This window comes from Microbacterium aurantiacum, from assembly GCF_031625015.1.
Classification (GTDB): domain Bacteria; phylum Actinomycetota; class Actinomycetes; order Actinomycetales; family Microbacteriaceae; genus Microbacterium; species Microbacterium aurantiacum.
Genome location: NZ_JAHWXH010000001.1, coordinates 1 through 16,204 on the forward strand (window position 1 = coordinate 1; position 16,204 = coordinate 16,204).

14 protein-coding genes are annotated in these 16,204 nt (G+C 63.7%); 7 read left to right on the plus strand and 7 right to left on the minus strand.

Going from position 1 to position 16,204, the window contains the following annotated elements; translation table 11 throughout:
- Positions 1-108: 108 nt before the first annotated feature.
- The 4 genes from KZC50_RS00005 to rfbA form a co-directional block, all read right to left on the minus strand.
- Complete coding sequence (locus KZC50_RS00005) at positions 109-1,092, minus strand: acyltransferase family protein (RefSeq protein WP_310890136.1); 984 nt, start codon at positions 1,090-1,092, stop codon at positions 109-111.
- Positions 1,093-1,197: 105 nt separating this feature from the next.
- Complete coding sequence (locus tag KZC50_RS00010) at positions 1,198-2,631, minus strand: sugar nucleotide-binding protein (protein ID WP_310890137.1); 1,434 nt, start codon at positions 2,629-2,631, stop codon at positions 1,198-1,200.
- A complete protein-coding gene (gene rfbB, locus KZC50_RS00015; RefSeq protein ID WP_310891501.1) occupies positions 2,631-3,629 on the minus strand; it encodes a dTDP-glucose 4,6-dehydratase in 999 nt (332 codons plus the stop codon). The genes KZC50_RS00010 and rfbB overlap by 1 nt, the downstream gene beginning before the upstream one ends.
- Positions 3,626-4,495, minus strand: coding sequence for a glucose-1-phosphate thymidylyltransferase RfbA (rfbA, locus tag KZC50_RS00020; RefSeq protein ID WP_310890138.1), 870 nt, complete (start codon positions 4,493-4,495; stop codon positions 3,626-3,628). Before rfbA ends, rfbB begins: the two co-directional genes overlap by 4 nt.
- 138 nt (positions 4,496-4,633) lie before the next feature.
- Here rfbA and KZC50_RS00025 point away from each other — a divergent pair, with 138 nt between their 5' ends.
- The 5 genes from KZC50_RS00025 (at position 4,634) to KZC50_RS00045 (ending at position 9,626) form a co-directional block, all read left to right on the plus strand.
- Positions 4,634-5,479 carry a glycosyltransferase gene (locus KZC50_RS00025; protein WP_310890139.1) on the plus strand — a complete coding sequence of 282 codons (846 nt, stop codon included), beginning with the start codon at positions 4,634-4,636 and terminating at the stop codon, positions 5,477-5,479.
- Positions 5,480-5,589: 110 nt separating this feature from the next.
- On the plus strand, positions 5,590-7,533 hold the full coding sequence (locus KZC50_RS00030) for a DUF6541 family protein (protein WP_310890140.1): 1,944 nt from the start codon (positions 5,590-5,592) through the stop codon (positions 7,531-7,533).
- 29 nt (positions 7,534-7,562) lie between these two features.
- The gene (locus KZC50_RS00035) at positions 7,563-8,318 is read left to right on the plus strand and encodes a glycosyltransferase family 2 protein (protein ID WP_310890141.1); all 756 of its coding nucleotides are present in this window, start codon (positions 7,563-7,565) and stop codon (positions 8,316-8,318) included.
- Positions 8,315-8,698, plus strand: coding sequence for a DUF2304 domain-containing protein (locus tag KZC50_RS00040; protein WP_310890142.1), 384 nt, complete (start codon positions 8,315-8,317; stop codon positions 8,696-8,698). Before KZC50_RS00035 ends, KZC50_RS00040 begins: the two co-directional genes overlap by 4 nt.
- Positions 8,688-9,626, plus strand: a complete 939-nt coding sequence (locus KZC50_RS00045; protein ID WP_310890143.1) for a glycosyltransferase — start codon at positions 8,688-8,690, stop codon at positions 9,624-9,626. The genes KZC50_RS00040 and KZC50_RS00045 overlap by 11 nt, the downstream gene beginning before the upstream one ends.
- A gap of 8 nt (positions 9,627-9,634) precedes the next feature.
- On the opposite strand, the gene KZC50_RS00050 is transcribed toward KZC50_RS00045, so the two are convergent.
- Positions 9,635-10,777, minus strand: coding sequence for a polysaccharide biosynthesis protein (locus KZC50_RS00050; protein WP_310890144.1), 1,143 nt, complete (start codon positions 10,775-10,777; stop codon positions 9,635-9,637).
- 138 nt (positions 10,778-10,915) lie between these two features.
- On the opposite strand from KZC50_RS00050, the gene KZC50_RS00055 reads away from it, so the two are divergent.
- Entirely contained in the window at positions 10,916-11,647 is a 732-nt protein-coding gene (locus KZC50_RS00055; RefSeq protein ID WP_310890145.1) for a glycosyltransferase, read from the plus strand.
- Between the two features lie 42 nt (positions 11,648-11,689).
- Here the strand turns inward: KZC50_RS00055 and KZC50_RS00060 are convergent, their stop codons facing one another.
- Together KZC50_RS00060 and KZC50_RS00065 are read right to left on the minus strand one after the other, a co-directional pair.
- Positions 11,690-12,877 carry a polysaccharide pyruvyl transferase family protein gene (locus tag KZC50_RS00060; RefSeq protein WP_310890146.1) on the minus strand — a complete coding sequence of 396 codons (1,188 nt, stop codon included), beginning with the start codon at positions 12,875-12,877 and terminating at the stop codon, positions 11,690-11,692.
- 98 nt (positions 12,878-12,975) lie between these two features.
- Positions 12,976-14,904 (minus strand): LasA N-terminal domain-containing protein, encoded by a 1,929-nt coding sequence (locus tag KZC50_RS00065; protein WP_310890147.1) that lies wholly within the window; start codon positions 14,902-14,904, stop codon positions 12,976-12,978.
- A 422-nt stretch (positions 14,905-15,326) separates the two neighbouring features.
- Between KZC50_RS00065 and KZC50_RS00070 the strand changes: the two genes are divergently transcribed.
- Positions 15,327-16,196 (plus strand): glycosyltransferase family 2 protein, encoded by an 870-nt coding sequence (locus tag KZC50_RS00070; protein WP_375294553.1) that lies wholly within the window; start codon positions 15,327-15,329, stop codon positions 16,194-16,196.
- The last annotated feature ends 8 nt before the right edge of the window (positions 16,197-16,204 follow it).

A 16,204-nucleotide genomic window follows, 5' to 3' on the forward strand; every position in this document is an offset into this window, starting at 1 on the left:
GGTGCGACGGACGCGTCTCCGCGAGCATCCGCAACGCCCGCTCACGCATCTCCGGCGAATACTTCCTGTTCATCGTGTTCCATCCTTACTTGAAGAACGGAACGAAAGTCAGGCCGATTCAGGCCAGTGCCAGAGGTACAGCGAGTAGGAGACGTTTCCGAGCCATTGGATGGGGCGGCGGGCCGTGATGGCGGAATGCCACAGGTCGTCGTTCCGCGTTCCGGCGGCGATGATGGCGGCCGTTCCGAGAACCGGGATCAGAGCCGCCGAACCGGGGAATGCCGTCGAGTCGTCATAGACGAACGCACTCCAGAGGATGGCGATGAAGCCGGCGATCGCGAGCATGTTGGCGATTCGGCGCCGCAGACGCCACGCCGTCGGGGCCAGCGCGATCAACGCTCCGACGCCGAATTCCCATGCTCGCGTGAACGTCGCGAAGTACGCGGCGCTCGGCGCGGCGGCCGTGAAGAGCACGCTCGCGAAGAGACTGGCGCCTACGACAACGCTCACGACGACGACGAGGATCCGACCGGCATTCACGCTTCGAAGGAACCGGCGGGCCCCCAGGGCAGCGGCGAGGATCAGCAACGGCCACAGGATGTAGAACTGCTCCTCGACCGAGAGGGACCAGTAATGCTGCGCGACGCTCGCAGCAGCGTTGGCGGCGGAGTAGTCCACCGACAGCGCCGCGAGAGCCCAGTTCTCGACATACCCCGCGCTCGCTGCGATCTCCGCGGCGTTCCGAAGCCAGCGGGGGTACGGAAGGAAGATCGCGACCAGGACAGCCGAGACAGCGAGGACGAAGAGCGCCGCGGGAAGCAGACGTCGGATGCGGCGCGCGTAGAAGCGCCCGAGCCGGATGCTGCCCGTGCGGGCGAACTCCCCGAGGAGGTGCGCGGTGATCAGGTATCCGGAGATCACGAAGAAGACATCGACGCCGACGTAGCCGCCGGTGAGGCGGGTGGGCCAGAGGTGGTTCAGAACCACGACGGCGATCGCGAGCGCGCGAAGCGCCTGGATGTCGGTGCGAAATCGAGTGCGCTTGTCGCGACCGACCGTTGAAACGCCCGTGCGACCAGCTACGACGGACATACCGGCTCCCTGCGCAACCGCTCACGACGACACGAAAAGCGGACACACGACCATCTGTGAACGAACCGCGACAGTCAGTGTGAGACTCCGTGCCGCAGAGCCTTCTCAGCCCGAAGTCTGTTCGGACTCGAGAAGCTTAAGGTAGCGGGCGAGTGAATCTTCGACCGGCACGGGCGCGAATCCGACCGATTCGATCCTGCTCAGGTCCAGGACACTGTATGGGGGCCGGACAGCGACGGGCGCAACTGCTCCCGAGAAATACTCTTCCGTCGTGACGCCTGTCACTCGCTCCGGATCGTGACCGAGAAAAGAGAACACGCGACGTGCTACCGACGCCCACGACAGCGGCTCGCCCGAGCCCGTCAGGTTGTACACCCCATACGGCGCGTCGCGGGAGAGCAGATGCCGGATGCCGCGGGCGAGGTCGTCGGTGAACGTGAGCCTTCCGACTTGGTCATTGACCACGCGGGGGTTCTTGCCCCTCGTGGCGAGGTCAGCCATGGTGCGGACAAAGTTGCTCCCATCCCCGATCACCCATGACGTGCGGATGATGAAGTGGCGGGGCACCGTCGAGACCACAGCATCGCCGGCAGCCTTAGTCTGCCCGTAGACGCCAAGCGGAGAGACCGGATCGCTCTCGTGGTACGGCCGGTCCGACTTGCCGTCGAACACGTAATCGCTCGAAACATGCACAAGCACGAGATCGTTCTCGGAGGCGATCCGAGCGAGCGCCGCCACGCCACCGACGTTGGCAGCCCAAGCGGCAGCGCGACCCTCACTTGTTTCGGCCGCATCCACCGCCGTGTAGGCAGCCGCATTAACAACAGCGCCGTAGTCCCTCCACCGACGGGAGCTCGCGAGATCAGCCTCAGCGAGATCGAGATCCGTTCTGGACGCGAACTCTACGGCGGTGTCGTCGGCATAGACGCGGCGGAGTGCTCTGCCGAGCTGCCCGTCCGCGCCCAAGACCAGCGTCTTCCTCGGCGGCACCGGTGTAACGTCGGCGAGCCGAGGATGCGCCAGGTCCTTCTCTGATACGCCCGCCTGCTGGAGTGGCATCGGCCAGGCCACGGCGGCGGTCTCGTCCGCGAGGTTCAAGAACGTGTAGGACGCCGATGGCGACCAGTGATCGTTCACGAGGTAGACATAGGCGGTGTCACGCTCGAGAGTCTGGTACGCGTTGCCGACCCCCCGCGGTACGAAGATCGCTCGATCCGGGCCGATCTCGGCCGTGAAGACCGCACCGAATCCAGGGCCCTGCCGAAGGTCGACCCAGGCGCCGAAGATTCGCCCCGTCGCCACTGAGACCCACTTGTCCCATGGCTCCGCGTGAATACCGCGGGTTATCCCGATCTCGTCGTTGAACGACACGTTGTTCTGCACGGGTCGAAAGTCGGGGAGCCCCGCCGCGACCATCTTCTCTCGCTGCCAGTTCTCTTTGAACCAGCCGCGACTGTCTCCGTGAACGGGAAGGTCCCACAGGACCAGTCCCGGAATCGACGTCTCTCGCGGGGTCGGCTTTTCGGATGAGGCCGACATCATTGACCCTTTGCAGCATAGAAGGCTTCGGTGGCGTCCTTTGCCGGCGACCACCACTGCTCGTTGTCTCGATACCAGTCGACAGTCGACGCGAGACCCGCCTCGAAGTTGCGGAACTTCGGCTCCCAGCCAAGCTCGACCCGAAGCTTGGACGAGTCGATCGCGTACCTCAGGTCATGCCCAGGGCGATCCATGACGTGATCGTACGCGTCATGAGGTTGGCCCATCAGCGTTAGAAGGAGCTCCACAACCTCCCGGTTGTTCTTCTCCCCATCTGCCCCAATGAGATAGGTCTCACCGATTGACCCGCGGTCGAGAATCGTAAGGACGGCGGAGGAATGATCGTCGGCGTGGATCCAGTCCCGTACATTCAAGCCTGCACCGTACAGACGTGGACGCTGCCCACGAAGGATGTTCGTGATCTGGCGCGGGATGAACTTCTCGACATGCTGGTAGGGACCGTAGTTGTTCGAGCAATTAGATATGGTCGCGCGCACTCCGAAGGAGCGCACCCAGGCCCGCACCAGAAGGTCGCTCCCTGCTTTCGTCGACGAGTATGGCGAGGAGGGGTTGTACGGGGTCGACTCAGTGAAGCGTGCCGGGTCATCGAGTTCGAGGTCCCCGTAGACCTCGTCGGTCGAGATGTGGTGGAAACGGACATCGTGGCGCCTGACCGCTTCAAGGAGCACGAAAGTGCCGACGACGTTGGTGTCGAGAAACGGGCGCGGGTCGTGAAGCGAATTGTCATTATGAGACTCCGCTGCGTAGTGCACGACCGCGTCAGCCGCCGCCACGAGCTCATCCACAACCGCTTCGTCGGTGATGTCGCCTTCGACGAAACTGATCCTGTCTTCAGGGATGTCGTTCAGGGAGTTGATGTTCCCTGCGTAGGTCAGCGCATCCAGCACCGTTACATGGTGGTCAGTATGAGCGACGACATGGTGGACGAAGTTGGAGCCGATGAATCCTGCGCCACCAGTTACGAGCAACCGCATCAGCGCCCCCTCTCGAGAATCTCAAGGAGGTACGTGCCGTACCCGGACTTGACTAAGGTATCGGCCCGCTCTCTCAGCCCGGTGTCAGACAGGAGACCCTGCCTCCAAGCGACTTCTTCGGGTACCCCGATGCTAAGCCCGGTCCGTCGCTGAACGGTCCGTACATACTCGGCCGCGTCTGTCATCTGGTCGAATGTCCCGGTGTCAAGCCAAGCGGTCCCGCGGGGTAGGACCTCGACCTTTAGCTTCCCGCGGTCAAGATAGGCGCGGTTGACATCAGTGATCTCGTACTCTCCTCGCGCAGAGGGAGACAGGCTTCGTGCGATTTCGACAACATCATTGTCGTAGAAGTACAGACCGGGCACGGCGTAGTTGCTTTTCGGACTAGAAGGCTTCTCCTCGAGCGACACCGCTGAGCCGGCAGCGTCGAACTCAACCACCCCATACGCGGAAGGCTCGGCAACCCAGTAGGCGAAGACCGCTCCACCATCAACGTTCCGGAAGCGCTTTAGTTGGCTGCCGAGGCCGGGCCCGTAGAGCAGGTTATCTCCGAGCACGAGGGCGACCTTGTCGTCACCAATAAAGTCAGCACCAATGGTGAAAGCCTGCGCAAGACCATCCGGAGATGGCTGTTGCGCGAACTCGATCCGAACTCCGAACTGGGACCCGTCACCCAGGAGTCGTTCGAAGAACGGCGCGTCGTGCGGTGTCGTGATCACGAGTATTTCGTCTATCCCGGCAAGCATCAGCGTGGACAGCGGATAGTAGATCATCGGCTTGTCGTAAACAGGTATCAACTGTTTTGACACACCGAGAGTGATCGGATGGAGTCGAGTTCCGCTACCGCCAGCAAGGATGATCCCCTTCACGGTTCCGATTGTCTCACGTCCGCTCCCAGAGCCCCGACGCTCACCCACGGGGCACTCTCAGGCACGACTACCACTCCGCTCTACAATCGAGTGCGATCCACGAACGGAGCCCCGACCCCCCATGCCGAAGCCTCGCCGATGCCGAACGCCCTATCCCACGTCATGGGCGGCGACCACATGACCACTTCGTCGGGGTCGACCTCTCCCGAAATCCTCGTTGTTCTTCCCACGCTGGGCGACCGTCTCGACTTCCTGGCTGAAACCCTCGAGTCTGTCGCTGCCCAACGCCGGACCGTGCCGCTCAGCCTGGTCGTTGTGTCACCGCCGACGGCGGAAGCAGCGAGGGAATTGGCGCTCTCGTACGGTGCAACCCTCATCGATGACCCCCGCTCGGGAATCTCCGCCGCGATCAACTGCGGCTTGCGGGCACGGACCAATGAGCGTTACTACGCGTGGATCGGCGACGACGACCTGTTCTTGGAAGACGGTCTGAGCCTTCTCAAGCGCATGTTGGACTCAACTCCGGAGGCCGTGGTCGCTTACGGCGGTTGCGACTACATCGATCCCGACGGTCGGCTTCTCTGGCGGAGTGCCGCGGGCCGCCTTGCACAGGTCCTTCTGCCGTGGGGTCCTGACCTCATCCCCAATCCCTCTGCGATGATCCGGCTTGACGCGTTGGAAGAGATCGGCGGCTTCGACGAGGACCTGAGATTCGCGATGGACCTCGACGCCTTCCTATCCCTTCGCAAGCTCGGCCCTTTTCTATCGACGAGGACCTCTGTCTCGGCATTCCGCTGGCACCCAGACTCTCTGACGGTTTCGGACCGATCCGGCTCGAGCAAGGAGTCCGAGGCCGTGAAACGTCGTCATCTGCCGCGGGCCCTCCGCCCGCTAAGTCCGCTGTGGGATTCGCCGGTTCGGTGGGCCTCGAGACGCGCGGCGGCGAGGATCACCGGGCGAGCCCAAGCGGCCTCCGGAGGGTAGCGAATGTCTCGAGAAGTATGCAGCGAGCACCGAGAAGCGCGCTCGACCTGGCGCGTCGCTGTTCAGCGTGAGACCGGAGAGCCAAACGTGAGCACCATGGACGTGACATCGTGAACTGGGTTCTGCTTGGAGTGGCTGCCAGCGTGGCGACACTGGTTCTCCTCACACTGGGATACCCCCTCGCAAGAATCGTGGGCATTCGCGGGTTCGCGGCTGTCGGCGTGGCGCCCGCGTTCGCGATGACGGTCATTTGCGGCGCCTCGGTCGTGCTGCCCTGGGCGGGAATCGCGTGGTCTTCACTACCCGTTCTGGTCTTCGCAGCGGTGATCGCGGCGATCCTCGGCATAGGCGCATGGCTCACAAGACACCTTCGGCCCTCCGCATCCGAGGGTTCTCGCTTCGACGGTGCGCTCCTAATCGCCCTGGTCCTGGTTTCGGGGCTGATCGCCTGGCGCACGGTGAGCGTGATCCAGGCCCCGGATGCCATCTCTCAAACGTTCGACAACGTCTTCCATCTGAACGCGCTGCGATGGATCCTCGACACAGGGTCCGCGTCAGCTCTCGAGATCGGCTACATGACCAATCCCGAGGGGCCTCCTACGTTCTACCCGTCTGGTTGGCATGCGTTCGTCACGCTGGTCATCCAGATCACGGGCGCACCCCTCACAATCGCCTTGAACGGCTCCGTCCTCGCAATCACCGCGGTCGTATGGCCGCTCGGAGCCATCCTGCTCAGCAGGACTCTCTTCGGGCGATCAGCCGCGGTTTCGTTCGGGACTGGAGTCCTCGCCGCATCCCTCCCCAGCTTTCCGCTGCTTCCGATGGATTACGGAGTTCTCTACCCCTTCCAACTCGGGCTGGCCCTACTCCCTGCGGTTCTGGCCGTGACTGCCCGATTCCTCGGACTGACCGCAGTCCGCGACGACGTCGGAACCCTTTGGTGGGGAATCGCCCTTCTGGGCTGCCTCCCAGGCCTTGCGTTAGTGCATCCCGGGGCCCTGATGGCCTGGCTCGCGCTCTCCGCACCCCTCGCCGCGGTTCGCGGCGTGGTCGCGTGGCGCGAAAGAAGCTCGATGCGTTCCAGAATCAAGGTCGTTGCGGTCGCAGCGCTCTATCTGGGTGCCGCGGCCGCCATGGTGTACGTCCTGCGCCCGCCCGCGAGTGCGCGGAGTTGGCAGCCGGAGATGAGTTACGGGGAAGCGTTGATCGCCTTGGCGTCTACCTCCCCCTGGTACGCGTCCGCGGCTGTTTTAGGTAGCGTGAGCATCCTCGCCGGCGCGGCGTGGGCGCTGATCAGCCGGACAAGCGTGGCCATCGCCGCGCTTGGCATTTACCTCACCGCCGGCTTCCTCTTCGTCGTAGTGGCGGCTGCCCCATTCCCCTTCCGGGATGTCTTCACAGCTCCCTGGTACAACAACATCCCGCGAATCGCCGCGATCCTGGCGATCGCAGTTGTGCCCCTGGGCACGTTCGGGATTCAGAAGACGTGGAGCATGGTCGCTGCGCGTGCGCACCGCGCAGGGTGGTCCGGGCCGATCGTCCGCAACGTCGGCATGGCCGGGGTCGGCGTTCTCGTCGTGATCTCACAGGTCGGCCCCACCTCGGCCATGCCTGACGCCGAACGAGTCGCGTCTGCGTCTTTCGCCCTCACGCCGGACTCACCGCTTCTCGACAGCGACGAGGCAGCGCTCGTTTCACGGCTCCCGGAGGTCGTGGAGGAGGGGTATGCGATCGCGGGGAGTCCCTGGACGGGGGCGTCTGTCGCGTACGCGCTGACCGGCGCGACCGTCTTGATGCCGCACATTCAAATGGAGATCTCGGAGAATCTCGACAGCGTGAATCAGGGGCTCGCAGATGCTGAGCCTGGCTCCGAGGTGTGCGAGGCGATCAGCGCCCTCGGTGTCGGGTACGTCTTGGACTTCGGTACCCGGGAGGTACACGGTGCGTCCCACGTCTTCCCTGGACTCGAAGACCTTGATGAATCCAGCGCCGTTGAACTGATCGATGCTGAAGGAAGCGCCAGACTCTACCAGGTGACGGGGTGCACCGAATGAGTCAAGACGCGCGAGGCGACCATCTTAGGGTGTTAGGTGTGAATGAGCGAGATCATCCCACTCTGATAGTCGTTCCGGCGTGGAACGAGGAACGCAACGTCGGACATACCGTGAGCGAGATTCTCGCAGCCCGACCAGAGTATGACGTGGTCGTCATCGACGATGGATCGACTGACAGTACAGCCGCGGTAGCTCGATCTGCGGGAGCAGCGGTGATTCAGCTTCCCTTCAATCTGGGCGTGGGTGGCGCGATGCGCACGGGGTTCACCTATGCGTTGCGGCACGGCTACACGCGTGCGATCCAGGTTGACGCGGACGGCCAGCACAACCCGGCCGACATCGACTCTGTGCTGGAGGGTCTCGAGCGCGCAGACATCTCAATCGGGGCGCGCTTCGCCGAGGTAGGCGATTACGACGTCAAGGGCCCTCGCCGCTGGGCGATGATCGTGCTCGCGCGGGTCATGTCCCGCGTCGCAGGCACGAAACTCACGGATGCGACGAGCGGCTTCCGCGCTGCCGGCCCGTCCGCCATCGCGCAGTACGTTCGCTACTACCCCGCCGAGTACTTCGGCGACACATTGGACTCCCTGGTCGCTGCATGCCACGCGGGCCTCACTGTCACACAAGTTCCGGTGGCCATGCGGCCGCGCATGCACGGTACTTCAACGCAGGGCACCTTCGGAGCGCTGGTCTATCTGCTGCGAGCAGTCTTCGCTCTCGGGCTCGCAGTCGTACGCCCCCACCGCGCTATTGGCGCCGTCGCACGAACGGAGGAGCCCGCATGATCGTGCTTCTCGGCGTGGGGCTCGCGCTCGTCATCCTGATCATCGTGGTGTGGATGCTGTTGACCCGGACGCTTCGCGAGAAGTACGCCGTGATGTGGTTGGTTATCGCTCTCGCGGTGCTCGTCCTGGGGCTCTTCCCGCAACTTCTGTCCTCGATGACCAACGCCCTGGGCGTGCAGCTGCCCTCGAACCTCCTCTTCGCGATCGCGATCGTGCTTCTCCTCGGAGTTGCCCTGCATCTCTCGTGGGAACTCTCACAGGCGGAGAACGAGATTCGTCGACTCGCGGAGGAGTCTGCTATCGCACGAACGGAGATCGACAGGCTTTCGGATCGCGTCCGCTCGATCGAGGCCGACCGCCGTCACGACGATGAGTTCTGACGCTCTCAATCCCGTGTGGGCAGTAGTCAGCTCGTACAGACCCGGCTCGGGGCTGGCCGATGTGGTGTCCAGCGTGATGGCGCAGGTTACGGGAGTCGTGGTCGTCGATGACGGTAGCGGTCCAGTAGCAGACATGGCGCTGGACAACGCTGAGACGCTCGGCGCCGTAGTTCTGCGGTTGAGCAAGAACTCGGGAATCGCAGCAGCTTTGAATCACGGCGTCGAGCATGCGATCGCAAGCGGCGCACGCGCGTTCGTCACCCTGGACCAAGATTCGGAACTGCCCTCAGGATTTGTCGACGCTCTCCTTGCGCTGCACGCGAGCATTTCACGATCGGAGCTTCTGCCCGGGCCCGTCGTGCCAGAGATCTTTGCCGGAGTTCGGCAGGCGGGTCCCGATCCGTCGAGCGGGCTTCTTGTCGCTCGCAACGCCATCCAGTCGGGCATGCTCATCAGCCGGGACGTCCTCGATGCCGTCGGCCGATTCCGTGAGGACTTCTTCATTGATCTCGTCGATACGGAGTTCGAGCTCCGGTGTGCGGCGGCGGGGTACGTGACGTATGCCGCCCCCGGGTTGAGCCTAGGACATCAGCTTGGTACCAGGTATTCGGTAGGTGGCCCCCTGGGCGTCGCACTTCGGTCACACGCAGTCACGCTGAGTTCGCCGTTGCGGTACTACTACCGCGCGCGCAATCGCGTCCGCCTCGAGAAGATGTACGGCTCACGCTACCGCTGGAGATTGACCCGAGATGGCTTTGTCGAACGGGTTCACTTCTTGCTCGCGTTCTTGATCGCCAAACCGCATCGGCCGATGTGGGGCGTCCTGAGGGCTGGCCTCCGGTCTGGACGGCGTGACGGAGCCGGCCGCGCACCGGATGAAGTCGAGATGCTCGCGGCCCGGGTCACGTGGAACGCTCGCCAGATCTGAATCTCTGGTCAGGCGAGCGCTCGCGGCAGCCTTCGAAACTCCGAGAGTGCCGGGAGCGCGAGCACCGCGAGTGCGACAATCTCAGATGTGGCAACCCCGGCGGCCACGACGACCTCCGAGCCGATCCAGGAGCCGAACAGCATCACCGAGACTCCAGCCGCAGCTGCACAGATCGTCGCCGCGAGAACGGTCTTGTAGCGCCCCGCTGGTACAAGAAGATTGCGAATCAGCGGGGTCGCGAGACAGATCGCGAAGAATGCAACGCCGAATAGCAGGCTCGGGACGGGGCGCGCGGCGACATCTGTACCGAACACGAGACCCGTCGCCCAGGGACCTAGGACTGCGATGGCGACGCCGCCGAGCAAGGCGAGCGTCGCGTGAACGCCGAGCGCGGCGAGGTGACGTCTGCGAGGGTTGCCCGGCACCGGCTCGAGCACCCACGCCTGGAAAGCGTTAGCTACGGCGACGACTGCGAGCGTCCCGATACGGTACGCGCGATCTGCGGACGCGAATGCGCTCGCATCTGTGGGTTCAAGCCCGGCCGTCGCAATCGGAATAGCGGTAGATCCATACGCATTCCCTGTCGCATCGATAGCTGCAGTCGGAAGCAAGGATCGCATGACGTGGCGAAGCGCCCGAGGTGCTTCGTGCGGAACAGGATGCCTCTTCAGGGTCTTCCAGGCGTGCGCCGCGAAACTGGGTAGCGTGACGATCGCGAGGACGATGGGATACCAGAGGACCTGTCCGGAAAGCGCCAGTATCGGGAACGCAACGGCCGAGGCAGTGAGTTTCGGAAGCGCGTCATAGAGCATTACACCTCGCGGATTTCCCTCGCCAATGCAGTACCAGGCCGGCGATAGGCCGGCCGTAGCCATCGCGACCGCGACCGCGACCGACTCGACCCGGTACGCGTCCGTGCACACGATCCAAGTCACGATCGCGACGACCGGAATCGCCACGAGCGACAGAAGAAGGCGGGATCTCAGACTCTCCCGAAGAATCGCAACACGAGACGACTTGTCGCGCGCACGGGCCACGCGTACCGGCCCAATTACCCCCCACCCGAAGAGGATGGCCACCATCCCGAGGATGCCGATCGATTGCCCGGCCGAGAAGTTGGCCCAGCCGGCGTCTCCCACGATGCGCGACACGACCGGAAGTATGATGAATGGCGCCAGAGCGGAGAGGATTGGCGCGCTGGTGAACCCCGCGAACCTGAGAAAAAGCGACCTCACCGCAGCAAGCTTACGGGTGTCATGGCGCCCAACACGTCGTATGAGAGGCCGCCCTTGAGCATCAACGTCAGTGTCTGTATGGCCACGTACAACGGCGCCGCTTACGTCAAAGAGCAGTTGGAGAGCATCCTGGCGGACATCGACGAGAACGACGAAGTCGTGATCGTCGACGACGCGAGCACCGACTCCACTCTCACCGTGATCGAGTCGATCGGCGACTCACGCATCCGCCTTCTGCGCCAGCCAGCGAATCGAGGCTACGTTCGCACATTCGAGCAGGCGATGCTCGAAGCTCGTGGGCAGGTTCTTCTCCTCGCGGATCAGGACGACGTCTGGGTGGAGGGACGCACGAAGGTCCTCGCTCGCGCGGTCCAAGTGAATGGTGTCGCCGCTTCCAACCTCAGACTGTTGGACTCGGGCGCGCCCCTTCGTTCGCCACTCTCCGGCCGCCCCTGGGTGCTGCGGAAGGCGGATTCCCACCGTCGACTGCGAAACGAGATCAAAATCCTGATGGGCGATATGCCCTACTTCGGATGCGCGATGGGGGTGACCAGGGACGTCCTCGCGAGAGTTACGCCGTTCCCGTCCTTCCTGACGGAGTCGCACGATCTGTGGATCGCTACTGTCGCGAATCGCCACGGTCTGATGTCCCACGTAGAGGACTTCACAATCGAGCGGCGGGTTCACGATTCGAACGCTTCGACGCCGCGGCCGCGGGGCATCCGGAAGGTCTTGAGGGCGCGCTGGATGCTCGTGCGCGCGTACATCGAAGCGGGGAGTCGCTGAGGCCCACGATCTTCCGATCCCACCGCGACCGAAGTCAAAGCCTCAATCTCGGCGGAGGGCGTCGCCGTACAAGCGCGCGGCCAGATCCACCTTTTGGGCCGTCAGTTCAATCCGGCGGGCTGGGAAGGTGGGAGCGACAGCCGGAGCGAGGTCCTCGATCGAAGAGTTCACCTCACCGAGCGTCCATCCAGTTCCGACGTCCGCCAGAGAGCCGTGTTTGACTCCGTAATAGTCGGGGCGTAGGGAAATCGCTGTACCTTCCGCGCCCGCAGCTGCGGCGAGGAGATGAAAATGAAAGCGTGTGCTGAGCCACACCTGCCCGGGTCGAGCAGGGAAACCTCCTTGCCAGAGCTTGAGGAACGGGTACTGCTCGACCTCTATACCGCGTTCCCGAAGGCCCCACGCGCTCCAGGAATCATCCGGAGGAATGGACTCGATCAACGCGACCCGTTCGCCGCGCCCGTACGTCAGAACAAACGACTCCACCGTGTCCAAGACCCGCGTAGCGGCGTCGGCACTTAGGAAGTCTCCTTGCACGACAAGAACGGTGTCGGGGATCTCTTCGGCGGGGGCTCCATCCTCGGCGTCGGCGTAGATCTTACGAGCGTTCGCGAATCCAAGGAAAGCATCATCGATCCCCGCGAACGCACCCACGGTAGTGGCGCTACTGACGTCTCTCGTCTCGAACACGTCGAATGCAGGAACCCACGCGCGCACCTGCTCCTTTAGTTCATCGGAAAGCGGGAGTAGCCCCTGGCCAGTCGCGTAGATCGGAATGCCGAACTCTTCTTTGAGAGCGACAAGCGCCGGCAGAAGCAGTAGATGGTTCTGCCACACCGTGTTCATATAGCCGCCGCCGAGGAGATGGATGGACGCCATCCCTCGAAGCTCGATCAGCCCCAGGTCGAATCGCGGGGATCCAAGCTCCCGGACTACACGATCAGCCCTGGCTACGCCTTCCGAGAATGTCATCTCGGCGGCGCCGAAAGCCAAGTGCCACAGAGTGTTGGTTGTCTTCAGTGCCGGGTGCGTGTCACGAAACAAGTGGTTGGCGCGGCCGGGCTCAGGGCAGTCCAACCAGACTGGAACATCCGGATGGTTATGTGCGAGCCAGTCGAGCCAGACGCGCGTGAGAAACTCGTCCCCGTAGTTTGGGAGCCCCGCCGCCGACACCAGATAGATCGGCTTTGGTTCCGGCCTCGCAGCGCGCCGTCGGAAACGCTCGAACATCGATCACTCACTTCCGGGCCCCTCGGGATCGAAACCCGCACCTAATCTATTCGACTCGCCCCGGCCGTGGCGGTCGAGGGCTGACCACCCGTTGCGCTTCAAGGGGTGAGCAGCCGGTCGAGGCGGTGCAGGAAGGCGGCCATGACGTCGCGCGTGACGGGCGCGCCTGGACGATAGTCCGAGACGCCCTCGGAAACCACCCATCCCGCACTGATCTCGGCGGCTGCCAGCCACGAGATCTCACGGTAGAAGGGGTGGTCAAGCCCGACATCGCGGAACGCAGAGGTCGTCGGTGGGTCGAACGCCGGGCTCCCCGCGAAACGGTAGAGGAACGCCGCCATCACATCGCGCGTCACCGCTGCCCCAGGCCGATACTCCCATCGGTCTCCGGCCGGCCACCCCGCGCTGATGTCCGTCGAGGCGAGCCAGGAGATCTCCTTATAGAAGGGATAGCTCACCGGGACGTCGATGAACGGAGACCCGGCGGGAGGCGTGTATTCAGGCTGACCGGCGAGGCGGTACAGGAATGCCGCCATCACGTCGCGGGTCACCGGCGACACCGGCCGGTACTCCTTCGACCCGTCGGGGAGGACCCACCCGCCCGATACGCCCTGTTGCGCTATCCAGGCGATGTCTTTGGCGAAGACGCTGAACCCGCGGGCCCCAGACACGGACGAAACATCCACGAAGGGATCAAGGTAGGTCCGAGACCGCTGGAGGAAGGCGGCCATCACGTCCCGCGTCACGGAGATACCAGGTCGGTACTCCGTCGCACCGCCCGCACCAGACCAGCCTGCACTGATCTGAGCCTCCGCCAGCCACGAGATCTCGGCGTAGAAGGGGTGATCTGTACCGACATCTCGGAACGAAGACGTCGTCGGAGGCGTGAAGGACGGACTGCCCGCGAACCGGTAGATGAACGCAGCCATCACGTCGCGCGTCACAGAAGCTCCAGGCCGGAACTCCCAGCGGTCTCCTACCTGCCACCCCTCGCTCACCCCCGTCGAGGCGAGCCAGGCGATCTCTTTGTAGAAGGGATAAGTCACCGCCACATCGACGAACGGCGACTGCGCGGGCGGCGTGTATGCAGGCTGACCGGCGAGGCGGTAGAGGAACGCCGCCATGACGTCGCGAGTGACTGCTGCTGTCGGCCTGTACTCCTTCGCGCCGTCATTCAGTGCCCAGCCTGCTGAGATCCCCTGCTCGGCCACCCAGACGATCTCTTTCGCGAACACGTTGAACACTCGGGACTGAGGCGACGAGGAGACGTCGACGAACGGAGTGTCCGTGGCCGGATACTGGGTCGAACCGAACCAATCGGTGAAGTAGTTGTAGAAGTTCCGATTCCCGTACGCAGAACACGGGTCACTCGACGCCGCGTATCCCGCGCGAAGCGCCGCCGCGTTCGGCTGGTACGGCGTGTAGTAGTAGAGGTTCGCGGTCGCCTGGTTCTCCACGAAGACAGGTGAGGAACCGCAGGACACCTCGGGGTTGTATCGAATGTTCCATGTCTTACCGGGTGCGTACCAGGTGAAATAGGCACTGGTGCCCGGCGGATTCGCGTAGCGCTTCATCTGCCACGCGGCACCGTAGACCTGGTTGAAGAAGCCGTAGTAGCGCTGGTCGCATGCCGCGGTATCGGGGCACCCCTGCCCCATCGCAATGGTGTAGCGCCAGTCGCTCGGCCACGTGTGTGTGACCAGTCCCTGCTCTTTCTGCAGAGTGACGAGAATGACTCGCGGGTTTATCCCGCACGCCTGCGCGACCTTGTAGATGATGCGAGAGGCGCGCTCGTTCGCCGCACCGGGGTAGGCGCCGCACATCGCGTCCGCCGATGTCGACCGCGATGTGTCGAGCTTGTCCTTCAGGCAGGTGTACCCCGACTGGCAAGAGGGCACACGGGCCTCGAGGAAGGCCTGGATGTCCTGCTCCGTCATCGCCGACGAGTCGAAGAAGACGCTGTCGCTGATGATGTTTCCCGGTCGGAAGCGGGTGAGGTCCGCGAGCGGCCGGCTCTCCGTATCCACGACGGGGGCGTGAGCGGATCGGGCAGTGGCGGGCAGAGTCGCCGCTGCAGGAGCACCACCGACAAGCAACCCCATGGCCAGAGACACGAGAGCCACCGACGCGGCGACCGCTGACTTCCACGAACGTGGCGCGCGCGCCTTCAACCCTTGCGTCATGGGGATAGTGTGACGGATGAGGCAGATGAGTACAACGTGAAACCTGATAACACGGTGCGACACGCCCGTGGCCCGGGGATTTCAGAGACAAGAACGGCAGCCCTGATTCGCCGCCGGGTCGAGGTGCGGCATCCGTACGGCGGTGTCCCAGTAAGTGCTGGCAGGCGTCCCATACAATGACTCGTCGTGCCCGCCGATCGCGGGCGTCATCGGTCATTACGAGGTTTCCCACTGTGTCATCGCCCCGCGAACGCGTGAGCATCGTCATGCGCACAAAAGACCGCGAACAGCTTCTCGGCCGCGCGCTTGATGACGTCCTGAACCAGAGCCTGCCGGAGTGGCGACTCTTCCTCATCAATGACGGCGGCCGAGAGGCCCCTGTCGACGCGCTCATGAAGGAGCGCGAGGCGGCATTCAACGGGCGCGCACATGTCATCCATGTCGACGGCGGCACAGGATCGATGGAGGCGGCCGCGAATCTCGGTGTCGAACGCGCCAACGGAGACTTCGTCGTCGTCCACGACGACGACGACACCTGGAACCGCGATTTCCTCCTCACGCTCGTCGCAGCACTCGACGAGGACGCGGAGGCTGTCGCAGCTGCCGGCCGAACCGAGATCGTCTACGAGCGACTCGACGGAAGCACGGTCACCGAACTCGGGCGTGCTCCCTTCGTCCCGCCTGGCGAGATGATCACCATGTACGACATGCTCCAAGCGAACCGCGTCGTGCCGATTGCACTTCTCGTCCGACGCCGCGTATACGACGAGATAGGGCTCTACGACCCTGCGCTTCTCGCTGTAGGCGACTGGGAGTTCAACTTGCGCCTCGTGCGCCACGGGCGGGTCATTTTCGTCGGCGACAAGCCGCTGGCCTTCTGGCACCAGCGCCCCAGCGCGTCCGGTGCCGCTTCGAACAGCGTGTTCGCGGGGAACCTCGGGCACATGCAATTCGATCGGTTGGTGCGCGACCGAGCCATCAACGAGTACGTCGAACGCAACGGTATGGGCGGATTGCTCTACCTGTCGAAGTACATCGAAGAAACCGCCCGGTATTACTCCTTGCAGCAGACGCTGCGACGCGCCTGGGATCGCGGTCTTTCGAAGATCCGCGTCGGCCGCCGTCGTCATCGCTGAACCCGCCG

Excerpts from the sequence above, each read along its gene's own strand:
- KZC50_RS00005 (WP_310890136.1), bottom strand. The coding sequence starts at position 1,092 with ATGTCCGTCGTAGCTGGTCGCACGGGCGTTTCAACGGTCGGTCGCGAC.
- KZC50_RS00010 (WP_310890137.1), bottom strand. The coding sequence starts at position 2,631 with ATGTCGGCCTCATCCGAAAAGCCGACCCCGCGAGAGACGTCGATTCCG.
- KZC50_RS00025 (WP_310890139.1), top strand. The coding sequence starts at position 4,634 with ATGCCGAACGCCCTATCCCACGTCATGGGCGGCGACCACATGACCACT.
- KZC50_RS00040 (WP_310890142.1), top strand. The coding sequence starts at position 8,315 with ATGATCGTGCTTCTCGGCGTGGGGCTCGCGCTCGTCATCCTGATCATC.
- KZC50_RS00045 (WP_310890143.1), top strand. The coding sequence starts at position 8,688 with ATGAGTTCTGACGCTCTCAATCCCGTGTGGGCAGTAGTCAGCTCGTAC.
- KZC50_RS00060 (WP_310890146.1), bottom strand. The coding sequence starts at position 12,877 with ATGTTCGAGCGTTTCCGACGGCGCGCTGCGAGGCCGGAACCAAAGCCG.
- KZC50_RS00070 (WP_375294553.1), top strand. The coding sequence starts at position 15,327 with ATGCGCACAAAAGACCGCGAACAGCTTCTCGGCCGCGCGCTTGATGAC.